This is a genomic window from Pseudomonas sp. DSP3-2-3 (assembly GCF_049898225.1).
In the GTDB taxonomy this organism is placed as follows: Bacteria; Pseudomonadota; Gammaproteobacteria; order Pseudomonadales; family Pseudomonadaceae; genus Aquipseudomonas.
Map to the genome: position 1 here is coordinate 86,893 of NZ_JAFCXH010000021.1, position 20,061 is coordinate 106,953.

Annotated in this window: 16 protein-coding genes and 1 pseudogene; 12 read left to right on the forward strand and 5 right to left on the reverse strand. The window is 59.0% G+C overall.

The window, feature by feature from the left end; genetic code table 11:
- Positions 1 to 93 precede the first annotated feature (93 nt).
- The gene (locus ACP7E4_RS21840) at positions 94 to 2,589 is read left to right on the forward strand and encodes a circularly permuted type 2 ATP-grasp protein (RefSeq protein WP_426117616.1); all 2,496 of its coding nucleotides are present in this window, start codon (positions 94 to 96) and stop codon (positions 2,587 to 2,589) included.
- Positions 2,589 to 3,482, forward strand: coding sequence for a transglutaminase family protein (locus tag ACP7E4_RS21845; RefSeq protein WP_426117615.1), 894 nt, complete (start codon positions 2,589 to 2,591; stop codon positions 3,480 to 3,482). Before ACP7E4_RS21840 ends, ACP7E4_RS21845 begins: the two co-directional genes overlap by 1 nt.
- Before the next feature lie 87 nt (positions 3,483 to 3,569).
- Here the strand turns inward: ACP7E4_RS21845 and ACP7E4_RS21850 are convergent, their stop codons facing one another.
- A complete protein-coding gene (locus ACP7E4_RS21850; RefSeq protein WP_426117614.1) occupies positions 3,570 to 3,779 on the reverse strand; it encodes a hypothetical protein in 210 nt (69 codons plus the stop codon).
- A gap of 418 nt (positions 3,780 to 4,197) precedes the next feature.
- Between ACP7E4_RS21850 and azu the strand changes: the two genes are divergently transcribed.
- Complete coding sequence (gene azu, locus ACP7E4_RS21855; protein WP_426117613.1) at positions 4,198 to 4,644, forward strand: azurin; 447 nt, start codon at positions 4,198 to 4,200, stop codon at positions 4,642 to 4,644.
- A 154-nt stretch (positions 4,645 to 4,798) separates the two neighbouring features.
- On the opposite strand, the gene ACP7E4_RS21860 is transcribed toward azu, so the two are convergent.
- The 4 genes from ACP7E4_RS21860 to ACP7E4_RS21875 all read right to left on the reverse strand — a co-directional run bounded on the left by ACP7E4_RS21860 (position 4,799) and on the right by ACP7E4_RS21875 (position 9,366).
- Positions 4,799 to 5,824, reverse strand: coding sequence for a DUF1338 domain-containing protein (locus ACP7E4_RS21860; protein WP_426117612.1), 1,026 nt, complete (start codon positions 5,822 to 5,824; stop codon positions 4,799 to 4,801).
- A gap of 331 nt (positions 5,825 to 6,155) precedes the next feature.
- Positions 6,156 to 6,983 (reverse strand): ammonia-dependent NAD(+) synthetase, encoded by an 828-nt coding sequence (gene nadE, locus ACP7E4_RS21865; RefSeq protein ID WP_426117611.1) that lies wholly within the window; start codon positions 6,981 to 6,983, stop codon positions 6,156 to 6,158.
- Between the two features lie 47 nt (positions 6,984 to 7,030).
- Positions 7,031 to 8,230: a nicotinate phosphoribosyltransferase gene (gene pncB / locus ACP7E4_RS21870; protein WP_426117610.1), complete on the reverse strand. Its 1,200-nt coding sequence runs from the start codon at positions 8,228 to 8,230 to the stop codon at positions 7,031 to 7,033.
- A gap of 245 nt (positions 8,231 to 8,475) precedes the next feature.
- The gene (locus ACP7E4_RS21875) at positions 8,476 to 9,366 is read right to left on the reverse strand and encodes a LysR family transcriptional regulator (protein WP_426117609.1); all 891 of its coding nucleotides are present in this window, start codon (positions 9,364 to 9,366) and stop codon (positions 8,476 to 8,478) included.
- A 151-nt stretch (positions 9,367 to 9,517) separates the two neighbouring features.
- On the opposite strand from ACP7E4_RS21875, the gene ACP7E4_RS21880 reads away from it, so the two are divergent.
- The 9 genes and pseudogenes from ACP7E4_RS21880 to ACP7E4_RS21920 form a co-directional block, all read left to right on the forward strand.
- Complete coding sequence (locus ACP7E4_RS21880; protein ID WP_426117608.1) at positions 9,518 to 11,008, forward strand: aldehyde dehydrogenase family protein; 1,491 nt, start codon at positions 9,518 to 9,520, stop codon at positions 11,006 to 11,008.
- 147 nt (positions 11,009 to 11,155) lie between these two features.
- Positions 11,156 to 12,439 carry an NAD(P)/FAD-dependent oxidoreductase gene (locus ACP7E4_RS21885; RefSeq protein ID WP_426117607.1) on the forward strand — a complete coding sequence of 428 codons (1,284 nt, stop codon included), beginning with the start codon at positions 11,156 to 11,158 and terminating at the stop codon, positions 12,437 to 12,439.
- 357 nt (positions 12,440 to 12,796) lie between these two features.
- Positions 12,797 to 13,930 carry an ABC transporter substrate-binding protein gene (locus tag ACP7E4_RS21890; protein ID WP_426117606.1) on the forward strand — a complete coding sequence of 378 codons (1,134 nt, stop codon included), beginning with the start codon at positions 12,797 to 12,799 and terminating at the stop codon, positions 13,928 to 13,930.
- 172 nt (positions 13,931 to 14,102) lie between these two features.
- Positions 14,103 to 15,017: an ABC transporter permease subunit gene (locus ACP7E4_RS21895; RefSeq protein WP_426117605.1), complete on the forward strand. Its 915-nt coding sequence runs from the start codon at positions 14,103 to 14,105 to the stop codon at positions 15,015 to 15,017.
- 2 nt (positions 15,018 to 15,019) lie between these two features.
- Positions 15,020 to 16,336, forward strand: a complete 1,317-nt coding sequence (gene livM, locus ACP7E4_RS21900; protein ID WP_426117604.1) for a high-affinity branched-chain amino acid ABC transporter permease LivM — start codon at positions 15,020 to 15,022, stop codon at positions 16,334 to 16,336.
- On the forward strand, positions 16,333 to 17,208 hold the full coding sequence (locus ACP7E4_RS21905; protein ID WP_426117603.1) for an ABC transporter ATP-binding protein: 876 nt from the start codon (positions 16,333 to 16,335) through the stop codon (positions 17,206 to 17,208). Before livM ends, ACP7E4_RS21905 begins: the two co-directional genes overlap by 4 nt.
- Entirely contained in the window at positions 17,205 to 17,921 is a 717-nt protein-coding gene (locus tag ACP7E4_RS21910) for an ABC transporter ATP-binding protein (protein ID WP_426117602.1), read from the forward strand. Before ACP7E4_RS21905 ends, ACP7E4_RS21910 begins: the two co-directional genes overlap by 4 nt.
- 889 nt (positions 17,922 to 18,810) lie before the next feature.
- Positions 18,811 to 19,575 (forward strand): SDR family oxidoreductase, encoded by a 765-nt coding sequence (locus ACP7E4_RS21915; RefSeq protein ID WP_426117601.1) that lies wholly within the window; start codon positions 18,811 to 18,813, stop codon positions 19,573 to 19,575.
- Positions 19,576 to 19,685: 110 nt separating this feature from the next.
- Positions 19,686 to 20,061: pseudogene (locus ACP7E4_RS21920) on the forward strand (IS110 family transposase); the annotation flags it as partial.

Here is a 20,061-nt window from a genome sequence, read left to right on the forward strand (position 1 = left end):
TAATGCCCGCGCGGTAACCTGCCGATGACTATAGTCGTCGGCATGTTGCGTGCCTGCGCTAATCTGAATTCTTTAGTCTCTGCCGAGCCTTCCATGCCCGATTTGCTTGACCGCTACCCGCTTTCTGCGGGTACTTATCATGAAATGCTTGAGCCTGACGGGGCCGTTCGCCCGCATTGGCAGCGTTTATATGAGCACCTGCAACGCAGCACTCCGGCGCAACTGATCCAGCGTCAGGCGCTGTTGGCTCGGCAAATCCAGGAAAACGGCGTGACCTACAACGTCTACGCCGATCCGAAAGGCGCAGACCGGCCGTGGGAGCTGGACCTGCTGCCGCATTTGATCCCCGCTGATGAATGGCAGCACGTTGCTGCTGGCATTGCCCAGCGCGCGCGGCTGCTCAATGCGGTGCTGGCGGACCTTTACGGTCCGCAAACCCTGATCGCCAATGGCCTGCTGCCCGCCGAACTGGTGTTCGGCCATAACAATTTTCTCTGGCCGTGCCAGGGCGTGGTGCCGCCGGAAGGCATCTTTCTGCATATGTACGCCGTGGATCTGGCGCGCACGCCGGATGGCCGCTGGTGGGTGACTGCCGACCGGACTCAGGCGCCGTCGGGTGCGGGCTATGCGCTGGAAAACCGCCAGATCGTTTCCAGGGCGTTCCCGGAAACCTACCGCGACTTGCAGGTTCAGCACCTGTCGGGATTCTTCCGTGCCTTGCAGGACACCCTTGCCCGGCAAGCGCCGTCCAGCAGCGAAGCGCCGCTGGTCGTCGTGCTGACGCCCGGCCGTTTCAACGAAAGCTATTTCGAACATTTGTATCTGGCGCGTCAGTTGGGTTATCCGCTGGTAGAGGGCGGCGACCTCACGGTGCGCGATGCCACGGTTTATCTGAAAACCCTGAGCGGGTTGCGGCGGGTCCACGCGATCATGCGCCGTCTGGACGATGACTTCTGCGATCCACTGGAATTGCGTACCGATTCGGCGCTGGGCGTGCCTGGCTTGCTCGAAGCGGTTCGTCAGGGCCGGGTGCTGGTGGCCAACGCATTGGGCAGCGGCGTGCTGGAATCGCCGGGGTTGTTGGGTTTCCTGCCGAAAATCTGTCAGCACCTGTTTGGCGAAGAACTGATTCTGCCCTCGGTGGCGACCTGGTGGTGCGGCGAGCCGCCGGTGCTGGCCCAGGCGCTGGAAAAAATGTCCGAGCTGTTGATCAAGCCGGCGTTTCCTTCACAAAGCTTCGCGCCGGTGTTCGGCCGCGATCTGACTGAGGAACAGCGCGTGGCCCTGGCGCTGCGCATGCAGGCGCGTCCTTACGCTTATGTGGCTCAGGAATTGGCCCAGCTGTCCCACGCGCCGATCTGGCAGCCGGACGGCGAACAGCTGCAACCGCGGGCCATCGGCATGCGCGTCTACGCCGTGGCCAGCGCCGATGGCTATCGGGTGTTGCCGGGCGGCCTGACCCGTGTCGCGGCTGAGGCTGACGCCGATGTGGTGTCGATGCAGCGCGGCGGTGCCAGCAAGGACACCTGGGTGCTGGGCGACCGCTCCAACGGCGGCGAGCCCTGGAAAAGTCAGCGCACCCTTGGCGTGCATGACTTGATTCGCCGGGATCCTTACCTGCCGTCGCGGGTCGTGGAAAACCTGTTCTGGTTCGGGCGCTATTGCGAGCGTTGCGATGACAGCGCGCGATTGCTGCGCATCATCCTCGCGCGTTATGTGGACGGCGACGATCCAATCGCCCTTGAGGCCGCCGTGGCGCTGGGCGAAAGCCTCGGCCTGCTTCCCGACGAAGAAGACGGCGGCGAGCTGCACGAACGCTTGCTGGCCGCCTTGCTGGGCGACGACTGGCCATTCAGCCTGCGTTCCAATCTGCAACGCTTGCAGTGGGCCGCTTCGCAAGTGCGCGGCAAGCTTTCCCGAGAAAACTGGCAGGCGCTGGTCGAGCTGCAACGCGAAGCCATGAGCCTGGAAAGCGAGGAGCCGGATTTAGGCGAGTTGCTGGACTTCCTCAACCGTCTGGTGATGTCCCTGGCGGCGCTGTCCGGCTTTGCGCTGGATGACATGACCCGTGACGAAGGCTGGCGCTTCCTGATGATGGGGCGGCGTATCGAACGCTTGAAGTTTCTCAGCAATAGCCTGGCGGCGTTCCTGCGCGGTGTCGCAGTGTCCGATCAGGCCGGGCTGGAATGGTTGCTGGAACTGGGTAACAGCAGCATCACCTATCGCTCGCGTTATCTGGCCGTGCCGCAGTTGATTCCGGTGCTGGACCTGTTGCTGCTCGACGACCAGAACCCCCACGCCGTGTTGTTCCAGCTCAAGCTGGTCTCGCGCTCATTGAATCGCTTGAACGAAGACTTCGGCGCGCCACGGGATGCGAGCCTCGGGACGTTGGTGCGGCGTCTGTCGAGTTTCGATCTTGGTACGCTGGAGAATCCATTGTTTGGCGAAAGCAGCGTGCATGCAGTACTCGAAGGGCTGGCTGATCTGCTGCAAAGCATTGGCGAAGCCAGCGGCCAGGTGTCGGATCGACTGGCCTTGCGCCATTTCGCCCATGTCGACGACGTCAGCCAGCGCACGGTGTCCGTCTGATGAGCGCCCATTACCAGATCCTCCACGATACCCATTACAAGTACGACAGCCCGGTTTCTTTGGCGCAGCAGCTTGCGCATCTGTGGCCGCGCCGCAGCCCGTGGCTGCGCTGTACTGAACAGCAACTGCTGATCAGCCCGATCCCTACGGTCCGTCGCGACGAGCTCGATGTGTTTGGCAATCCGCTGACCCGCCTGGCGTTCGAGCGGCCGCACGATGAATTGCAAGTCAATGCACGTCTGCGTGTGGAAGTGCTGAAGCGTCCGCATCTGGACTTCCATCAGTCGCCCGCCTGGGACCTGACCCGCAACGGCATGACCTACAACGCCAAGCCGATGTCGGCGGATATTCTCGAAGCCTGTCGTTATCGCTTCGAGTCGCCTTACGTACACCTCAAGCAATCGTTCGCTGACTTTTCGGCTGTGTGTTTCCCGTTAGGCGCACCGTTGATGCTGTGTGTTCAGGCCTTGATGGAGAAGATTTTCCGCGAATTCACGTTCGACGACGAAGCCACGCAAGTCGCGACGCCTCTGGTTGAAGTGCTGGAAAGTCGTCGCGGTGTTTGTCAGGACTTCGCCCACCTGATGCTGGCGTGTCTGCGTTCGCGCGGATTGTCGGCGCGTTATGTCAGTGGTTACCTGTTGACCCAGCCGCCGCCGGGGCAGCCGCGTTTGATCGGCGCCGATGCGTCCCACGCGTGGGTATCGGTGTTTTGTCCGGTGCTGGGCTGGGTCGATTTCGATCCGACCAACAACGTACAGCCGGCGCTGGAGCACATCAGTCTGGCGTGGGGCAGGGATTTTTCCGATGTGTCGCCGTTGCGCGGGGTAATTCTGGGCGGCGGTGTCCATGACCCGGAAGTGCGGGTGACAGTGATGCCAATCAGCGGTTGAGTTCAGGCAGGGAAGGAGAGCGCCTGGGTCTGCCGCGTTGGCGGCAGACTAGGGCCTGGCTTGTTCGAACGATCAAGCCGGTGATGATCAGTTGGCAGGTTTGTCTTCAGCAGTGTCTTGAGCAATGGCCTGCTCGGACTCCGGCGCTTCGTCGGCAGGCTCCTGGCCTTCAACGGTTTCGCCTTCAGCGCCAGTTTCGGCCAGTGCAGCGTTTTTCTTCTGCAGCTTTTCCTCTTTCTTCTGCTCTTTTGCCAGATCTCTCTGACGTTTGGCGAAGGAATAGTTAGGTTTAGCCATGGGCGATCCTCTGTTTAGGCGGGAAATGCCGCCATTCTGCCTGAGAACGGCAGCCGGCACACGGCGTTGTGCATCCAACGGTCCAAAGTGCGCCGCCAGCGGGGCCCTGAATCGTGTTTTTTTCGCCGCTTACAGCAACTCGGCAGGAGAATGCGCTGTGCAGCCACCACTGGCGCCACACGCATAAGCGGCGAAGACACTATAAAACAGACTCGAAAGTAGCATGGCGATTTGCTCCTGCAAAAGTAACGATGAGGCATCCTCGCTCGTTTTACAGATCCTGACTGTTAGATTGTCTCGATGAGGCCGATAGGTGGCGTCTGGACATGAGTTCACCCTGACGCAGATCATTGGAACTTGCCGCTATATAAGGCAATCTTTACAGAAATAACCAGAACACCTGCCTTGGAGATTCACCATGATTCGCAAGCTTGTTGCTGCCTCGCTGTTGACCCTGGTTAGCGGCCATTTGTTGGCAGCTGAATGCAAGGTCACTGTCGACTCTACCGACCAGATGTCCTTCGACACCAAAGCCATCGAAATCGATAAAAGCTGCAAGACGTTTACCGTCGATCTCAAACACTCAGGCAGCCTGCCGAAAAACGTCATGGGCCATAACTGGGTGTTGAGCAAAGAAGCTGACGCGCAGCCAATCGCCACCGACGGCCTGAGCGCTGGCATCGACAAGAATTACCTGAAGGAAGGCGACGCTCGTGTTATCGCCCACACCAAAGTGATTGGCGCCGGTGAAACAGACTCGGTGACCTTCGATGTGTCGAAGCTCGACGCAGCTGAAAAATACCAGTTCTTCTGCTCGTTCCCAGGCCACATCAGCATGATGAAAGGTTCTGTGACGCTGAAGTAACGCGTCTGGAACGAAAAAAACCCGGCAATTGCCGGGTTTTTTTGCGATCCCTAGGACCGGCTTTAGCCGCGAGCGCGCGCGTTTCGACGATAGAGATGCAGTGAATCAATTGGCCTCCTCCCGGCTAAAGCCGATCCTACGGAGGGCATGCCAGTCAGATTTGTTTCGACTCAGTCATCTTGAAGATGCCCTGGGCATTGCTGCTGTCGAAATTCAGGTCGATGCGGCCCGTGTCCGGGTCGGTCTTGCGCTGAATGAACTCCACGAACGACCCCGGTACTTGATGTTCCTGCAGTCGGCCCTGGTTATCGATCAGGCCGCGCTTGACCGTGCACGCCCGGTAAGCGGTCTGCATCACGCGCCCGGACGTCGAGACTTCGATGGTGGCTTTCATCGGGCGATCGATACGGTTTTGCTCAGCAACGACTGCTTCCAGATCTGCTACACGATCGGTCAGGTGATTGAAGCTGTTGCCCTCGGTGGCAATCCAGGCCATTTCCGCGCTTTCGCTCAGCAGTTGCTGGTAGTCAGAGTGCTGCACGACGCCGTGCTGGCGGTCGAACGCCTGGTACAGCGCCGGTAATAGTTCGCCGGCTTCCTGCAGGCTGCAATGTCGGGTCAGGCGCAGGCGCTGGAGGATGCTCAGGTGTTGGGTTTGCAGCGGATCGCGACTGGAGCTGACCACGCGGGTCACAGCGCTCTGGAATGTTTCGCTGAAGCGGCCGGGGTGCAGCTCGGAGACAAAGAATTGCGCGATGTCTTCCGGCAAGTCCTGCTGGCGATAGGCCCAGCCGGTCATGTTCAGTTTGGTCAGCGGATAAGTGCGCACATCGGTAAAACCCAGCGGTTCCAGCAAACGTGCGAAGGCTTGACGTCCACGGGGCAATTCGCCGTTTTCCGGCCAGTCCACGGTGCGAATGGCGCCGTGGTCGAATACCACTTTGCGACCCTGTTCGACTTGCTCGTCCACATACTGGCGACCGGCTGGCACCGCTTCCACCAGTTTGTGCAGCAGGCACAGGTTCAGCGCTTCTGCCAACCAGACGCGATGCAGCGCCGTCTCGCTCCAGGCAAAGGCGTGCAGATCTTCGGGGACTTCAACGTGGCGTTCAAGCCAGTCGGCGGCGGGTTGGCCGACGGTGCGAGCGACGAGTGAGAAGAGACCTTCGAACGAGGACATGGGCGGCGGCTCTGACGGGGAAAGTTAGGACGCTATCTAAGCCCCAATGCCCGAACCCGACAAGCGAAAAAAAACGACGGGATCATTCCGTTTTCTATTGCCAGTGCTGACTGGTAGGAGGGGACTTGTCCCCTCTCACCTCTCATCAAACAACACATATCCATCTGGCGTGACGAGGAACCGTGGGACCGGATTTATCCGGGAAAGCGGCAGTCCTGACGAGGAAGATGCAGCGGATGTACCGACCTCTTCCCGGATGAATCCGGTCCCACTGGACTGTTTGCATCGCGACGCAGCGGCGTCTGGACGACGGGGAATCTCCTACGGATCTTTACGGGGCGTACGGCAATTCCCGCTTGTGCTGGGTTTTGCGGTACGTGTCGCAGATGATCTTGAACGCTTCTTCGCGTACCGGGTCGCCATGCAGGAAGGCGTCGATCTCGGCGTAGGTCACGCCGTGGGAGGCTTCATCCGGTTTGCCGGGAACGAGGTCTTCCAGGTCGGCAGTCGGAATTTTCTCGACAAGGGCTTCCGGCGCACCAAAGTGGCGGGCAATTGCCCGGACCTGATTTTTGACCAGGCCGCTGAGCGGTGCCAGGTCGCATGCACCGTCGCCAAACTTGGTAAAGAACCCCATCACCGCTTCGGCCGCATGATCGGTGCCGATCACCAGCCCTTGATGCGCGCCGGCGATGGTGTATTGGGCGACCATGCGCATGCGCGCCTTGGTGTTGCCGACGACGAAATCCACAGCGCTGGCATGCTGACCTTCGAACGCTTTGATTTCAGTCGCCAGGGCTTTGACCGCCGGACCGATATTCACCGTATGCCGCTCATCCGGCTTGATGAAATCTACTGAAGCCTGGGCTTCGTGCTCGTCGTGCTGCACCAGATACGGCAGGCGCACCGCGATGAACCGATAGCTGTCGTCACCGGTCGTGCTGCGCAGCTCCTCGACCGCGCGCTGGGCGAGCAAGCCGGCGGTGAGGGAGTCAACCCCACCGCTGATGCCTAGCACCAGGGTCTTGAGCCGCGCGTTTTGCAGGCAATCCTGAATGAACACGATGCGCCGGGCGACTTCCGCCTGCAGCGCGCTGTCGTCGGCGAAAGGAGGTTGGACCTTCAGTTGTTCAGCAATCTGGAGTTGTACGCCTTGCATGATTCACTCCTTGGTAAGTTGAGAGCGGCGATTCGTGTGCGACGGACTTAAGCGGGCACTTTGAACACATGTCGCAGGTAGGCGACGAAATTCGGGTCTTTGCACTGCGTCTTGCCTGGCTCATCGGAAATCTTCGCCACCGGCTGACCCGCGCAGGCGGTCATTTTCAGCACAATGCTCATGGGTTCGACGCCGGGTATGTCGGCAGTCAGATTGGTGCCAATCCCGAAGCTGACATTGATGCGACCGCGTAACGCGCGAAATATTTCCAGCGCCTTGGGTAAAGTCAGCCCGTCCGAGAACACCAGCGTCTTGGTCATTGGGTCGATGCCGATCTTCTGGTAATGCGAGATGCATTTTTCGGCCCACTTCACGGGGTCACCCGAATCATGGCGCAAGCCATCGAACAGCTTGGCGAAATACAGATCGAAATCCTGCAGGAAAGCGTCGGTGGTGATGCAATCGGTCAGGGCGATGCCCAGCAAGCCACGGTATTCATGGACCCAGCAATCGAGCGCGGCAATCTGGCTGTCGATCAGCCGTGGCCCCAGTTGCTGATGGGCCATGATCCATTCGTGAGCCATGGTGCCCAGCGGTTTGAGGTCCAGCTTGCGGGCCAGATCCACATTGCTGGTGCCGACGAACTGACCGGGGAAATCCTTTTTGAGCACGCTGACCACTTCTTCCTGCACACGATAGGAAAAGCGTCGACGCGTGCCGAAGTCGGCGACCTTCAGCGCGGCCAACTCGTCGGGCTGCGCATTAGCGGTCAGCCAGTCGAATTTGCGGTGCAGCTGATCCGTGGCCTGCCTGAGCAGAATCTGCGGATGGCGATGACGATTGCGCACTTCGCTGACAATCGCCAGCACCGGCACTTCGAACAGAATCACGTGCAGCCACGGCCCTTGCAGGCGAATGCACAGCTGATCGTCTTCGATGCTGCATTTGATGTAGCGGGTATTGAAGCGGAACAGGCCGAGAAACCTCAGGAAGTCTGGCTTCATGAAGTTGATGCGCTCCAGAAAACCCAATTCTTCGGCGCCCAGGGCCAACTCACAGAGAAGCTCGACCTGATGCTGGATTTCGCTCAGGTACGGGCGCAGATCCTCGCCATTGCGGCAGCGAAACTCCCACTCGACGTCGACGTTGGGGTAGTTATGCAGGACCGCCTGCATCATGGACAGCTTGTACAGATCGGTGTCGAGCAAGTTTTGCACGATGCGATTGGAGAATGCGCTCTCGCTCATTGGGTCGCTCCAGCAGGACCGGCCGCCACACGCGGCCAAAACGAATCTGAATCAGTGTTGGTTGACGATGGCGGACATAATGCCAGTGGCGGCGGGATTGGGGGGAATGAATTAGCGGCGGCGTCCGACTTCGTGGGAGCGAGCTTGCTCGCGAAGGCAGTCATTCAAACCCGAAATCAGTGTTGGATGTACCCGCCCATTCGCGAGCAAGCTCGCTCCCACAAATTTGCCTTTGGTGGCGCAATTCACCCCAACTGCTCCAGCATCCACTCGACAAAATCCCGGATCTTCGGCACTTCGGCGGCGTGTTCGGGGTAGGCCATGTAATAGGAATCGGTGCTTGGCAGCGCGTGTTGCCAGGGGATAACCAGTTTGCCGTCGGCGAGTTCTTCTTCCACCAGAAAACGCGGCAGCAGCGCGACGCCGCAGCCGACTTGCGCGGCGCGGATGCACATATAGAAGGTTTCGAAGCGCGGGCCGTGATAGCTGTGTTCGGTGTGATAGCCCTGGCTTTCGAACCAGTCGTGCCAGCCCTGCGGTCGCGAAGCACTTTGCAGCAGGACCAGGTCGGTCAGTTGCGTCGGGTCGCTGAACGGCTGGTCCGGCAGGCAGCTCGGCGCGCAGACCGGGATCAGTTCTTCGCCGAACAACTTCATGCTCTCCGCGCCGGGTCGCGCGCCCTGGCCGAAATAGAACGCCAGGTCGCAGCGGCTTTGCGCCAGATCATCGGTTTCCTGTTCGTTGACCAGATCCAGATGGATGTGCGGATGCCGTAAACGCCAGCCCTTGAGGCGCGGCACCAGCCAGCGGGCGCCGAAGGTCGAGGGCGTCGACACGCGCAGCACCTCGGTTTCGCCACCATAAGAGCGCAGGAACAGCGTGGACATTTCCACCTGACTGAGGATTTTGCGTACTTCCCCCAGATACAGCGCGCCGGCCGGAGTCAGTTGCAAGCGGCGGCGGACCCGGCGAAACAGCAAGTGCTGCACCAGTTCTTCCAGCTGCGCCACTTGCTTGCTGACCGCACTTTGCGTCAGGTTCATCTCTTCGGCGGCGCGGGTGAAGCTCAGGTGGCGCGTGACGGCTTCGAAGCATTGCAGGGCAGTGATCGACGGTAAGTGGCGTTTGTTCAGCATGTTCGGGCCTTTTTGCCTGTTCCGGTGCTCAGCATGAATAAACGGAATGATATCTCGCCTAATGGTCGTTTGTTGAGGCGCGTATACCCAGCTATTACTAGAGGCTGACGATTTACCCGTATTTTCAGCATTCCCGAAATCAGGAGAGAACATGCTTACCGACCTGCTAACCCGCCTCGGTGTCGACCCCGCGCTCTATCAGAAGGGCGATAAGCCTGTTCACACCCCTATCGACGGCAGCCGCATCGGCGCTGTGAACTGGGAAGGTGCTGCTGAAGTCGAGCAACAAATCAGCCGTGCCGACGCGGCTTTTGACGCCTGGCGCAAGGTTCCGGCACCGCGCCGTGGCGAGCTGATCCGCCTGTTCGGCGAAGCCCTGCGCAAACACAAGGCTGATCTGGGTGAACTGGTTTCCTGGGAAGCCGGCAAGATTACTCAGGAAGGTCTGGGTGAAGTGCAGGAAATGATCGATATCTGCGACTTCGCGGTCGGTCTGTCCCGCCAGCTGTACGGTTTGACAATCGCATCCGAACGTCCCGGCCACCACATGCGTGAAACCTGGCACCCGCTGGGCGTCGTCGGCGTGATCAGCGCGTTCAACTTCCCGGTTGCAGTCTGGGCCTGGAACACCACGCTGGCGCTGGTCTGCGGTAACTCGGTACTGTGGAAGCCTTCGGAAAAAACCCCGCTGACCGGTCTGGCCTGCCAGGCACTGTTCGACAAGGTGGCCAGCGAATTCGCAGATGCTCCGAAATATCTTGCTCAGGTAATCATTGGCGGCCGCGCCGCTGGCGAAGCGCTGGTCGATGATCCGCGCGTGGCCTTGATCAGCGCGACCGGCAGCACCCGCATGGGCCGTGAAGTCGCGCCGAAAGTCGCGGCACGTTTTGCCCGCAGCATTCTCGAACTGGGCGGCAACAACGCGATGATCCTCAGCCCGAGCGCTGACCTGGATCTGGCCGTGCGCGCCATTCTGTTCAGCGCCGTTGGTACGGCCGGTCAGCGCTGCACCAGCCTGCGTCGCTTGATTGCTCACGAATCGGTCAAGGCCGAGATCGTCGCGCGTCTGAAAACCGCTTACGAGAAAATCCGCATCGGTCACCCGCTGGAAGGCAATCTGATCGGCCCGCTGATCGACAGGCAGAGCTTCGAAAACATGCAGGACGCGCTGGAGCAGGCGTTGAGCGAAGGCGGCAAAGTCTTCGGCGGCAAACGTCAGCTGGAAGATAAATTCCCCAATGCCTACTACGTTTCCCCGTCCATCGTGGAAATGCCTGAGCAGAGCGACGTGGTCTGCACCGAGACTTTCGCGCCGATCCTGTACGTCGTCGGCTATGAAGATTTCAACGAAGCGCTGCGCCTGAACAACGCGGTACCGCAAGGTCTGTCGTCATGCATCTTTACCACTGACGTGCGTGAAGCCGAGCAGTTCATGTCCGCGCTGGGCAGCGACTGCGGCATCGCCAACGTCAATATCGGCCCGAGCGGCGCAGAAATCGGCGGCGCATTTGGCGGTGAGAAAGAAACCGGTGGCGGCCGTGAGTCCGGCTCCGACTCGTGGCGCGCCTATATGCGCCGCCAGACCGCGACTGTGAACTACTCGCTGGAGCTGCCGTTGGCGCAGGGGATTACTTTCGATTAAGGGGATGTCTGCAGATTATTCGCGAGCAAGCTCGCTCCCACAGAGAGTTCGCAGTTTTGTGGGAGCGAGCTTGCTCGCGAAGGTGTCCGGCCAGTCGAGGTAATTTTCCAGAGTTATCAAAGGCGCTGTCTCTTTCGGGGTTTTGCGATGCCGCTACGCGAAGAATGTCTGTGGGAAACGCTGACGCCCCAACGCCCTGAAGCCCAGGCGTTGCGGGGGGAATTGGCGGTGGATGTGTGCGTCATTGGCGCAGGCATCACCGGTTTGTCGGCCGCGATTCATTTGCTCGAACAAGGCAAGCGCGTTGCCGTGCTGGAAGCCCATCGCACCGGGCATGGTGGCTCCGGGCGCAATGTGGGGTTGGTCAATGCTGGCTTGTGGATCCCGCCCGATGACATCGAAGCCGGTTTTGGTGAAGCGGTTGGCAGCCAGTTGAACCGGATGCTCGGTGCCGCGCCAGCGCTGGTGTTCAGCCTGATCGACAAATACGGCATTGATTGTCAGCTGCGCCGTGAAGGCACGTTGCACATGGCGCATAACGCCAAGGGTGTGGCCGATCTGCGCAGTCGCGAGCAGCAATGGCAACGTCGCGGCGCGCCGGTCGAGCTGTTGACGGGCAAGGCCTGCGAAGAAGCCACCGGCACCACGAAAATCACTGCCGCGCTGCTGGATCGTCGCGCCGGTACCTTCAATCCGATGGCGTACACCAGCGGGTTGGCGTCGGCGGTGGGTCGTCTGGGTGGTCAGTTGTTCGATCATTCGCCCGTCACCCGTCTTGAGCGCCAGGGCGATAAATGGTGCGTGGTCACCGAGCATGGCGCGGTGCTGGCCGAGAAGGTGGTGATCGCTTCCAACGCTTATACCGAAGGCCAATGGACTGAACTGCGGCGCAGTTTCTTCCCGGGTTATTACTATCAGGTTGCGTCAACGCCGATGAGCGACGCGGCGGCGCAGCAAGTGCTGCCGTTTGGTCAGGGTTCGTGGGACACGCGCCAGGTATTGAGCAGCATTCGCCGCGATGCCGACGGTCGGCTGTTGCTGGGCAGCCTGGGCAATGGCAATCAGAAGCCGGGCTGGTTTCTGAAAGCATGGGCGGATCGTGTGCAACAGCACTATTACCCGTATCTGAAAAACGTGGAATGGCAATGCACCTGGACCGGCTGTATCTCGTTTACGCCCGATCATCTGTTACGCATGTTCGAACCTGCCCCAGGCTTGGTCGCGGTAACAGGTTACAACGGTCGCGGAAACACCACTGGCACCGTGGTCGGCAAAGCCTTTGCCGACTACCTGTGCAGCGACGATTCCAGCGTGCTGCCAATTCCGTTTGCGCCCATGGCGCCGTTGGCGGGTGCCGGGCTGCGCAGCGCGTTGTATGAAGCGGGATTCTCCCTGTATCACGCCGGCCAATGCCTGCGCGTCGTGATCTGACCAAAAACCGCTTCTTTATCAGGCGCTTTGCTCTTAATCCACTAACCTCAAATGGTGCGTCTCGTAGCGCGAGCGCACCGACGGTGTGCAGTTCGGTGACGCAAGCTGTTACAGCAAGGTTGTACGTGGCTTATTGGACGGGTTGCTAGTTTTGTTTGCTTGGGTTGCTCTTTTTTCAATCGGGGTTGCACCTGGTGCGTCCTAGACGGTTGCACGCCCTGCAAGGAAGGCTCTAGACGAACGACTTTCAACAAATCCATGAGTTTTTGCAGAATAAAAAACGAATGGCACGCCACTTGCTCAGAGCAATCTCTGTAGTCGCAGTGCTAATCAAAAAAAATCTCAGGAGCACCACTCATGTCGCAGACGTTTTACAGGAAAGGCTTTCTGGCAATCGCAGTTGCTACTGCATTGGGCGTGTCTTCGTTTGCTCAGGCTGATGTCAAGATCGGCGTTGCTGGCCCGATGACCGGCGCTAACGCATCGTTTGGCGAGCAATACATGAAAGGCGCTCAAGCGGCTGCTGACGCCATTAACGCTGCGGGCGGAGTCAACGGCGAGAAAATCGTGTTGACCGCGTATGACGACGCCTGCGAACCGAAACAAGCCGTTGCCGTTGCCAACAAGGCGGCTTCGGACAAAGTGGCTGGCGTTGTCGGTCACTTCTGCTCATCTTCGACCATTCCGGCATCGGAAGTGTATGACGAGGCGGGCATCATCGCGATTACTCCTGGGTCTACCAACCCGGCCGTTACCGAGCGTGGCCTGAGCGCAATGTTCCGCATGTGCGGTCGTGATGACCAGCAAGGCATCGTAGCCGGCGACTACATCGTCGACGTGCTCAAGGGCAAGAAAATCGCGGTCATCAACGACAAGGACACTTACGGCAAAGGCCTGGCTGACGCGACTGCCAAGCAGCTGACCAAGCGTGGCGCCAAGCCGGTGCTGGAAGAAGGCCTGACCCGTGGCGAGAAAGACTTCAGCGCCTTGGTGACCAAGATCCGTTCCGTTGGCGCTGACGTCGTTTACTTCGGCGGCTTGCACCCGGAAGCCGGTCCTCTGGTTCGTCAGATGCGTGAGCAAGGCCTCAAAGACGTCAAGTTCATGTCCGATGACGGTATCGTGACCGACGAACTGGTGACCACCGCCGGTGGTGCGCAATACGTTGACGGCGTGTACATGACCTTCGGTGCCGACCCGCGCATGCTGCCAGACAGCAAGGCCGTTGTTGATCAGTTCCGCAAATCCGGTTACGAGCCTGAAGGCTACACCCTGTACGCCTACGCTTCGGTTCAGGCGTTGGCGGCTGGCTTCAACGGCGCCAAGTCAAACAAGGGTGAAGAAGCAGCCAAGTTCCTGAAATCACACCCTGTGAAAACCGTCATGGGCGAGAAAGCCTGGGACACCAAAGGTGACCTGAAAATCTCCGACTACGTGGTTTACCAGTGGGATAAAGACGGCAAATACCATCAGCTCGAAAAGCAGAAGTAAGCAAAGCGCATAGTCGAACGGGCGTTTCAGGACGCCGGTTCGTCTTCGTAATGGGGCGTGGGTTTCGCGCCCCTGAGTTCTTCTGTTGCCACATGATGTCGGCCCGGTGCACCTCACGAGGGAGTATTCGGGCCGAATTCAAATGGCCTATCAAGATTCGTGAGCGTGCGTGATGGATGGTATTTTCCTGCAGCAAATGATCAACGGTCTGACCCTCGGGTCGGTTTACGGTTTGATCGCCATCGGTTACACGATGGTTTACGGCATCATCGGCATGATCAACTTCGCCCACGGCGACGTTTACATGATCTCCGCTTACCTGGCCGCAATCGGCCTGGCAGTCTTGTCTTTCTTCGGGGTTGAGTCCTTCCCGTTCCTTATTCTGGGTACGCTGATCTTCACCATTGTGGTGACGGGCGTGTACGGCTTTGTCATCGAGCGGGTGGCGTACAAGCCGCTACGCAACTCGACCCGGCTGGCACCGCTGATCAGCGCGATTGGTATTTCCCTGATCCTGCAGAACTATGCGCAAATCGCCCAGGGGCCACGCCAGCAAGGCGTGCCGACGCTGCTCGAAGGCGCGTGGCGTTTTGAAATCGGCACGGGCTTCGTGCAGATCACCTACACCAAGATCTTCATCCTGATTGCCGCTTTCGTCGGCATGGGCGTGCTGACCTACATCATCAAGTACACCAAGCTGGGCCGGATGTGCCGCGCGACCCAACAGGATCGCAAAATGGCATCGATCCTCGGCATCAACACCGACCGGGTGATTTCCTATGTGTTCATCATCGGTGCGGCCATGGCGGCGCTGGCCGGTGTGCTGATCACCATGAACTACGGCACGTTTGACTTCTATGCCGGCTTTATCATCGGCATCAAGGCGTTTACCGCTGCGGTATTGGGTGGCATTGGCTCGCTGCCGGGGGCGATGCTCGGCGGGTTGATCCTGGGGGTTGCCGAGTCGCAGTTCTCCGGTCTGATCAATTCCGACTACAAAGACGTATTCAGTTTCGGCCTGCTGGTGGTGATTCTGATTTTCCGTCCTCAAGGCCTGTTGGGTCGCCCACTCGTGGCGAAGGTATAACTATGTCTGCTCCTACAAAACCCATCGATATCAAACAAAGCCTGATCGACGCGGTCATTGCCGGACTGCTGGCGCTGATCGTTTTCGGCCCGATTGTGGGCGTGGTGCTCGACGGTTACGGCTTCAATCTGCAACCAGCACGAGTGGCAGTCCTGGTCGGCGTGGTGATGGTCGGTCGTCTGCTGTTGAGCCTGTTCATGCAGACCCCCAAAGGCGTGATCATCGCCCAGAGCTTCGAGAGCTCAAGCTCTGGCGTGCATGTACTGGCACCGGACTACAAGTCGCGTCTGCGCTACATCATTCCGGCGATGGTGGTCATTGCCATCGTCTTTCCGGTCTTCGCGGACAAGTACGTGCTGACCGTGGTCATTCTCGGCCTGATTTATGTGCTGCTGGGCCTCGGCCTGAACATCGTGGTCGGTCTGGCGGGTCTGCTCGACCTGGGTTACGTGGCGTTTTATGCGATCGGCGCTTACGGGCTGGCATTGGGTTATCAATACCTCGGGCTGGGTTTCTGGTCGGCACTGCCTCTGGCGGCGATTGCGGCGGCGTTGGCCGGCTGTATCCTCGGTTTCCCGGTGTTGCGCATGCACGGTGACTATCTGGCCATCGTGACCCTGGGTTTCGGCGAGATCATTCGGCTGGTGCTGAACAACTGGCTGTCGTTCACCGGCGGACCCAATGGCGTGCCGGTGCCATCGCCGACCTTCTTCGGCCTGGAGTTCGGTCGCCGCGCCAAAGAGGGCGGCGTGCCAATCCATGAGTTCTTCGGCTTCGATTACAACCCGGACCTGAAATTCATCTTCATCTACACCGTGCTGTTCCTGGTCGTGCTGGCGGTGCTGTATATCAAGCATCGCCTGACGCGCATGCCTGTGGGTCGGGCCTGGGAAGCCCTGCGTGAAGATGAGATCGCCTGCCGCGCCATGGGTCTGAACCACGTATTGGTCAAACTTTCTGCATTCACCATCGGCGCCTCCACGGCGGGTCTGGCTGGGGTATTTTTTGCCAGCTATCAGGGCTTCATTAACCCAACCTCCTTTACCTTCTTCGAATCGGCCTTGATCCTCGCTATCGTCGTACTGGGTGGCATGGGCTCGACGGTCGGCGTGGTCATCGCAGCCTTTGTATTGACTGTCGCTCCCGAGCTGCTGCGCAGCTTTGCTGAATACCGCGTCCTGCTGTTCGGGATCCTGATGGTGTTGATGATGATCTGGCGCCCACGCGGCCTGATCCGGATCAGCCGTACCGGCGTGCGCCCACGCAAGGGTGTGCTGGTTGATCCCAATGCCACTGCGAAACAGGGAGTTGCGCCATGAGCAGCGAAATCATTCTTTCCGTCGAACATCTGATGATGCACTTCGGCGGTATCAAGGCGCTCAGCGACGTCAGCATCCAGGTCCGCAAAAACTCGATCTTCGCTTTGATCGGCCCCAACGGCGCGGGCAAGACCACGGTGTTCAACTGCCTGACCGGTTTCTATAAAGCCACCGGCGGACGCATCGAGCTGCACACGCGCGGGACGTCGACCAACGTCATCAAGTTGCTGGGCGAGCCGTTCAAGGCCACGGACTTTGTCTCGCCGAAAAGCTTCCTCAGCCGCATGTACTACAAGATGTTCGGCGGCACCCATCTGGTCAACCGCGCCGGCCTGGCGCGAACCTTCCAGAACATTCGCCTGTTCAAGGAAATGTCGGTGCTGGAAAACCTGCTGGTCGCCCAGCACATGTGGGTCAACCGCAGCATGCTGGCCGGCATCCTCAACACCAAGGGCTACCGCAAGGCTGAAGAAGACGCGATCAACACCGCGTTCTACTGGCTGGAAGTCGTCGATCTGGTGGATTGTGCCAACCGCCTGGCGGGTGAATTGTCCTACGGCCAGCAGCGTCGTCTGGAAATCGCCCGGGCGATGTGCACGCGGCCGCAGGTCATCTGCCTCGACGAACCGGCAGCCGGCCTTAACCCGCAGGAAACCGAAGCCTTGAGCGGCATGATCCGCTTGCTGCGCGACGAACACGACATGACCATCGTGCTGATCGAGCACGACATGGGCATGGTCATGGGGATTTCCGACGATATTGTGGTGCTCGACCACGGCAACGTGATTGCCGCCGGTGGGCCCGAACAGATCCGCAACGATCCGAAAGTGATCGCGGCGTATCTGGGCGCTGATGAAGAGGAGCTGGTATGAGTAAGCCGATCCTCGAATTGAAAGAGATCGATGTGTATTACGGGCCTATCCAGGCGCTGAAAAAAGTCTCGCTGCACATCAACGAAGGTGAAACCGTGAGCCTGATCGGCTCCAACGGTGCGGGCAAGTCCACATTGTTGATGTCGATCTTCGGTCAGCCCCGTGCCGCCAGCGGGCAGATCATCTATCAGGGCACCGACATCACCCACAAGTCGTCGCACTACATCGCTTCCAACGGTATCGCCCAGTCGCCGGAAGGGCGACGGGTGTTCCCTGACATGTCGGTGGAAGAAAACCTGATGATGGGTACCATTCCGATTGGCGATAAACACTCGGCCGAAGACATGCAGCGCATGTTCGAGTTGTTCCCGCGCCTCAAGGAGCGCCGTAACCAGCGCGCCATGACCATGTCTGGCGGCGAACAGCAAATGCTCGCCATCGCCCGCGCGCTGATGAGCCGGCCCAAACTGCTGTTGCTCGACGAACCGAGCCTGGGTCTGGCGCCGATCATCGTCAAACAGATCTTCTCGACCCTGCGCGAACTGGCGGCCACCGGCATGACCATCTTCCTCGTCGAGCAGAACGCCAACCACGCGTTGCGACTGTCTGACCGGGCCTACGTGATGGTCAACGGCGAAATCCGCCTGACCGGCACCGGCAAGGAGCTGCTGGTCAATGAAGAGGTCAGGAACGCTTATCTGGGCGGGCATTGATCGCTTGATAGCGGTGTTAACAAAAAAGAGGCCTCTGCCTCTTTTTTTAGTTTTATATGAAACCTGTGGGAGCGAGCTTGCTCGCGAATGCAGTTTCGGGGTCGCGGGAAATGAAGCTGACTCACCTGCCTCTTCGCGAGCAAGCTCGCTCCCACCTTAAAGTTTCCTCTCATTCGGTATGCGCAAATACCAGGCTTTAAAGCAACTTCACCAATTGTGGAAAACATTTTTGACGCGCCACTAAACCGCGACATAAAGCCGCTGCAAATAGTTGTTTTGTCACGCTTTTGACTTGTTCAGGTTTACTGTGGAGGTGCCTGTGAATAACGTGGGAGTAGCTGGCTGAAGGCCTTTGTTTATGCGGGCTGTAGCGGTATGGTCAATTTTTGATCAGTGGTTTTTTCAGTTCCTTTCCCGGGGTTTGTCAACGTTTTAAAGACTGGTTTTTCATACAGCTTTTATATACGTCAAGCCTGTGGATAAGTCTGTGGGCAAGCGTTGGAAATAGTCGGCAAAGTGCCGGTTGGTCTGGCTCGCAGCAGGCATTGGAAATCAGAGCAGCTGATCTTGTTTCACCGCCTTTACAGATGCCAGGTGCGACGTCAAGGGGAAAACGCCGACTTTCGTCCTGCAGGCCGCGCCATGTCTAGCTTGTACTGGTTTGTACTTACTCCCAAAGACTGTGGGTCTGGCTGTGGATAACGTGGGTAAAACTGCGTGCAGGCCATGTAGGGACTGGCCCGGCTCCGTCTGGTTGTTTTTTGTACAGCTGAATGAATGTTTTATCCACAGACTTGCCCGTAACCGGTCTGGGCGGGCATTCTGCTGGCCTTGTTCGATTTAACGCTTCCAGGGGCAGCATTGCCTCGTGCCACTTCAGGAGAACGAAATGACTTCCACTGTGTTCATTACCGGTGCTACTTCCGGATTTGGCGAAGCCTGTGCGCGCCGTTTTGCCGAAGCCGGATGGTCGCTGATATTGACCGGTCGCCGTGAAGAGCGCCTCAACGCCCTGAGCGCCGAATTGTCCAAACAGACCAAGGTGCACACGCTGGTGCTGGACGTGCGTGATCGTGCCGCCATGGAGGCAGCTATCGAGGGGCTTCCGGCCGAGTTCGCCAAGATTACCGGTCTGATCAACAACGCCGGTCTGGCGCTGGGCATCGATCCTGCGCCGAAATGCGATCTGGACGATTGGGACACCATGATCGACACCAACATCAAGGGTCTGGTCTACAGCACGCGCTTGCTGCTGCCACGCCTTATTGCCCACGGTCGCGGGGCGAGCATCGTCAATCTGGGTTCGGTCGCGGGCAACTATCCGTATCCGGGCGGCAACGTGTACGGCGGCACCAAGGCATTTGTCGGTCAGTTCTCGCTGAACCTGCGCAATGACCTGATCGGCACTGGCGTGCGCGTCACCAACCTGGAGCCGGGCCTGTGCGAGAGCGAGTTCTCGCTGGTGCGTTTCGCTGGCGATCAGAGCAAATACGACGCCACTTATGCGGGCGCCGAGCCGATTCAGCCGCAGGACATCGCCGATACGATCTTCTGGATCATGAACACCCCGGCGCACGTGAACATCAACAGCCTTGAGCTGATGCCGGTGAGCCAGACCTGGGCCGGTTTTGCGATTGATCGTAATCGCGGGTAAATCCTGAAGCGGTGGGATTTAACCTGTAATTGGATGGACTCGCCCAAGCCGAGGCGTCTGTAGCGCCACGGTGGCATTCTTAAGAAGCCAACGACAGCGAGGGCGAGTCCATGAAAAAGCATACGACCAAAAGTAACTCCCTGTCTTCAGCCGACGTGTCGGCTTGTTCGACAGTGGCGGTAGATCTTGCCAAGAATGTGTTCCAGGTGGCCGGGGAAGATGCCCTTGGTCAGGTTATTTACGAAGCTCGAATCAAATCACGTGAAGCCTTTCTGGGGTTCCTCCACAAGCTGCCGGCCGGCGTGACGGTGCTGATGGAAACTGGCCCTGGCGCGCAGGCATGGGCGCGATTGCTCCAGACGCAAGCGAAGCGGGCGAGAATTCTACCGGCGCAACGCGTGGCCGATCATCGCAGCGGCGCCAAGAATGATCGCAACGATGTGCTGGCAATCTTGCGCGCAGGCCGGGACCAAAACATTGCGGCAG

Excerpts from the sequence above, each read along its gene's own strand:
- ACP7E4_RS21840 (WP_426117616.1), top strand. The coding sequence starts at position 94 with ATGCCCGATTTGCTTGACCGCTACCCGCTTTCTGCGGGTACTTATCAT.
- ACP7E4_RS21845 (WP_426117615.1), top strand. The coding sequence starts at position 2,589 with ATGAGCGCCCATTACCAGATCCTCCACGATACCCATTACAAGTACGAC.
- ACP7E4_RS21850 (WP_426117614.1), bottom strand. The coding sequence starts at position 3,779 with ATGGCTAAACCTAACTATTCCTTCGCCAAACGTCAGAGAGATCTGGCA.
- azu (WP_426117613.1), top strand. The coding sequence starts at position 4,198 with ATGATTCGCAAGCTTGTTGCTGCCTCGCTGTTGACCCTGGTTAGCGGC.
- ACP7E4_RS21860 (WP_426117612.1), bottom strand. The coding sequence starts at position 5,824 with ATGTCCTCGTTCGAAGGTCTCTTCTCACTCGTCGCTCGCACCGTCGGC.
- nadE (WP_426117611.1), bottom strand. The coding sequence starts at position 6,983 with ATGCAAGGCGTACAACTCCAGATTGCTGAACAACTGAAGGTCCAACCT.
- pncB (WP_426117610.1), bottom strand. The coding sequence starts at position 8,230 with ATGAGCGAGAGCGCATTCTCCAATCGCATCGTGCAAAACTTGCTCGAC.
- ACP7E4_RS21875 (WP_426117609.1), bottom strand. The coding sequence starts at position 9,366 with ATGCTGAACAAACGCCACTTACCGTCGATCACTGCCCTGCAATGCTTC.
- ACP7E4_RS21880 (WP_426117608.1), top strand. The coding sequence starts at position 9,518 with ATGCTTACCGACCTGCTAACCCGCCTCGGTGTCGACCCCGCGCTCTAT.
- ACP7E4_RS21885 (WP_426117607.1), top strand. The coding sequence starts at position 11,156 with ATGCCGCTACGCGAAGAATGTCTGTGGGAAACGCTGACGCCCCAACGC.
- ACP7E4_RS21890 (WP_426117606.1), top strand. The coding sequence starts at position 12,797 with ATGTCGCAGACGTTTTACAGGAAAGGCTTTCTGGCAATCGCAGTTGCT.
- ACP7E4_RS21895 (WP_426117605.1), top strand. The coding sequence starts at position 14,103 with ATGGATGGTATTTTCCTGCAGCAAATGATCAACGGTCTGACCCTCGGG.
- livM (WP_426117604.1), top strand. The coding sequence starts at position 15,020 with ATGTCTGCTCCTACAAAACCCATCGATATCAAACAAAGCCTGATCGAC.
- ACP7E4_RS21905 (WP_426117603.1), top strand. The coding sequence starts at position 16,333 with ATGAGCAGCGAAATCATTCTTTCCGTCGAACATCTGATGATGCACTTC.
- ACP7E4_RS21910 (WP_426117602.1), top strand. The coding sequence starts at position 17,205 with ATGAGTAAGCCGATCCTCGAATTGAAAGAGATCGATGTGTATTACGGG.
- ACP7E4_RS21915 (WP_426117601.1), top strand. The coding sequence starts at position 18,811 with ATGACTTCCACTGTGTTCATTACCGGTGCTACTTCCGGATTTGGCGAA.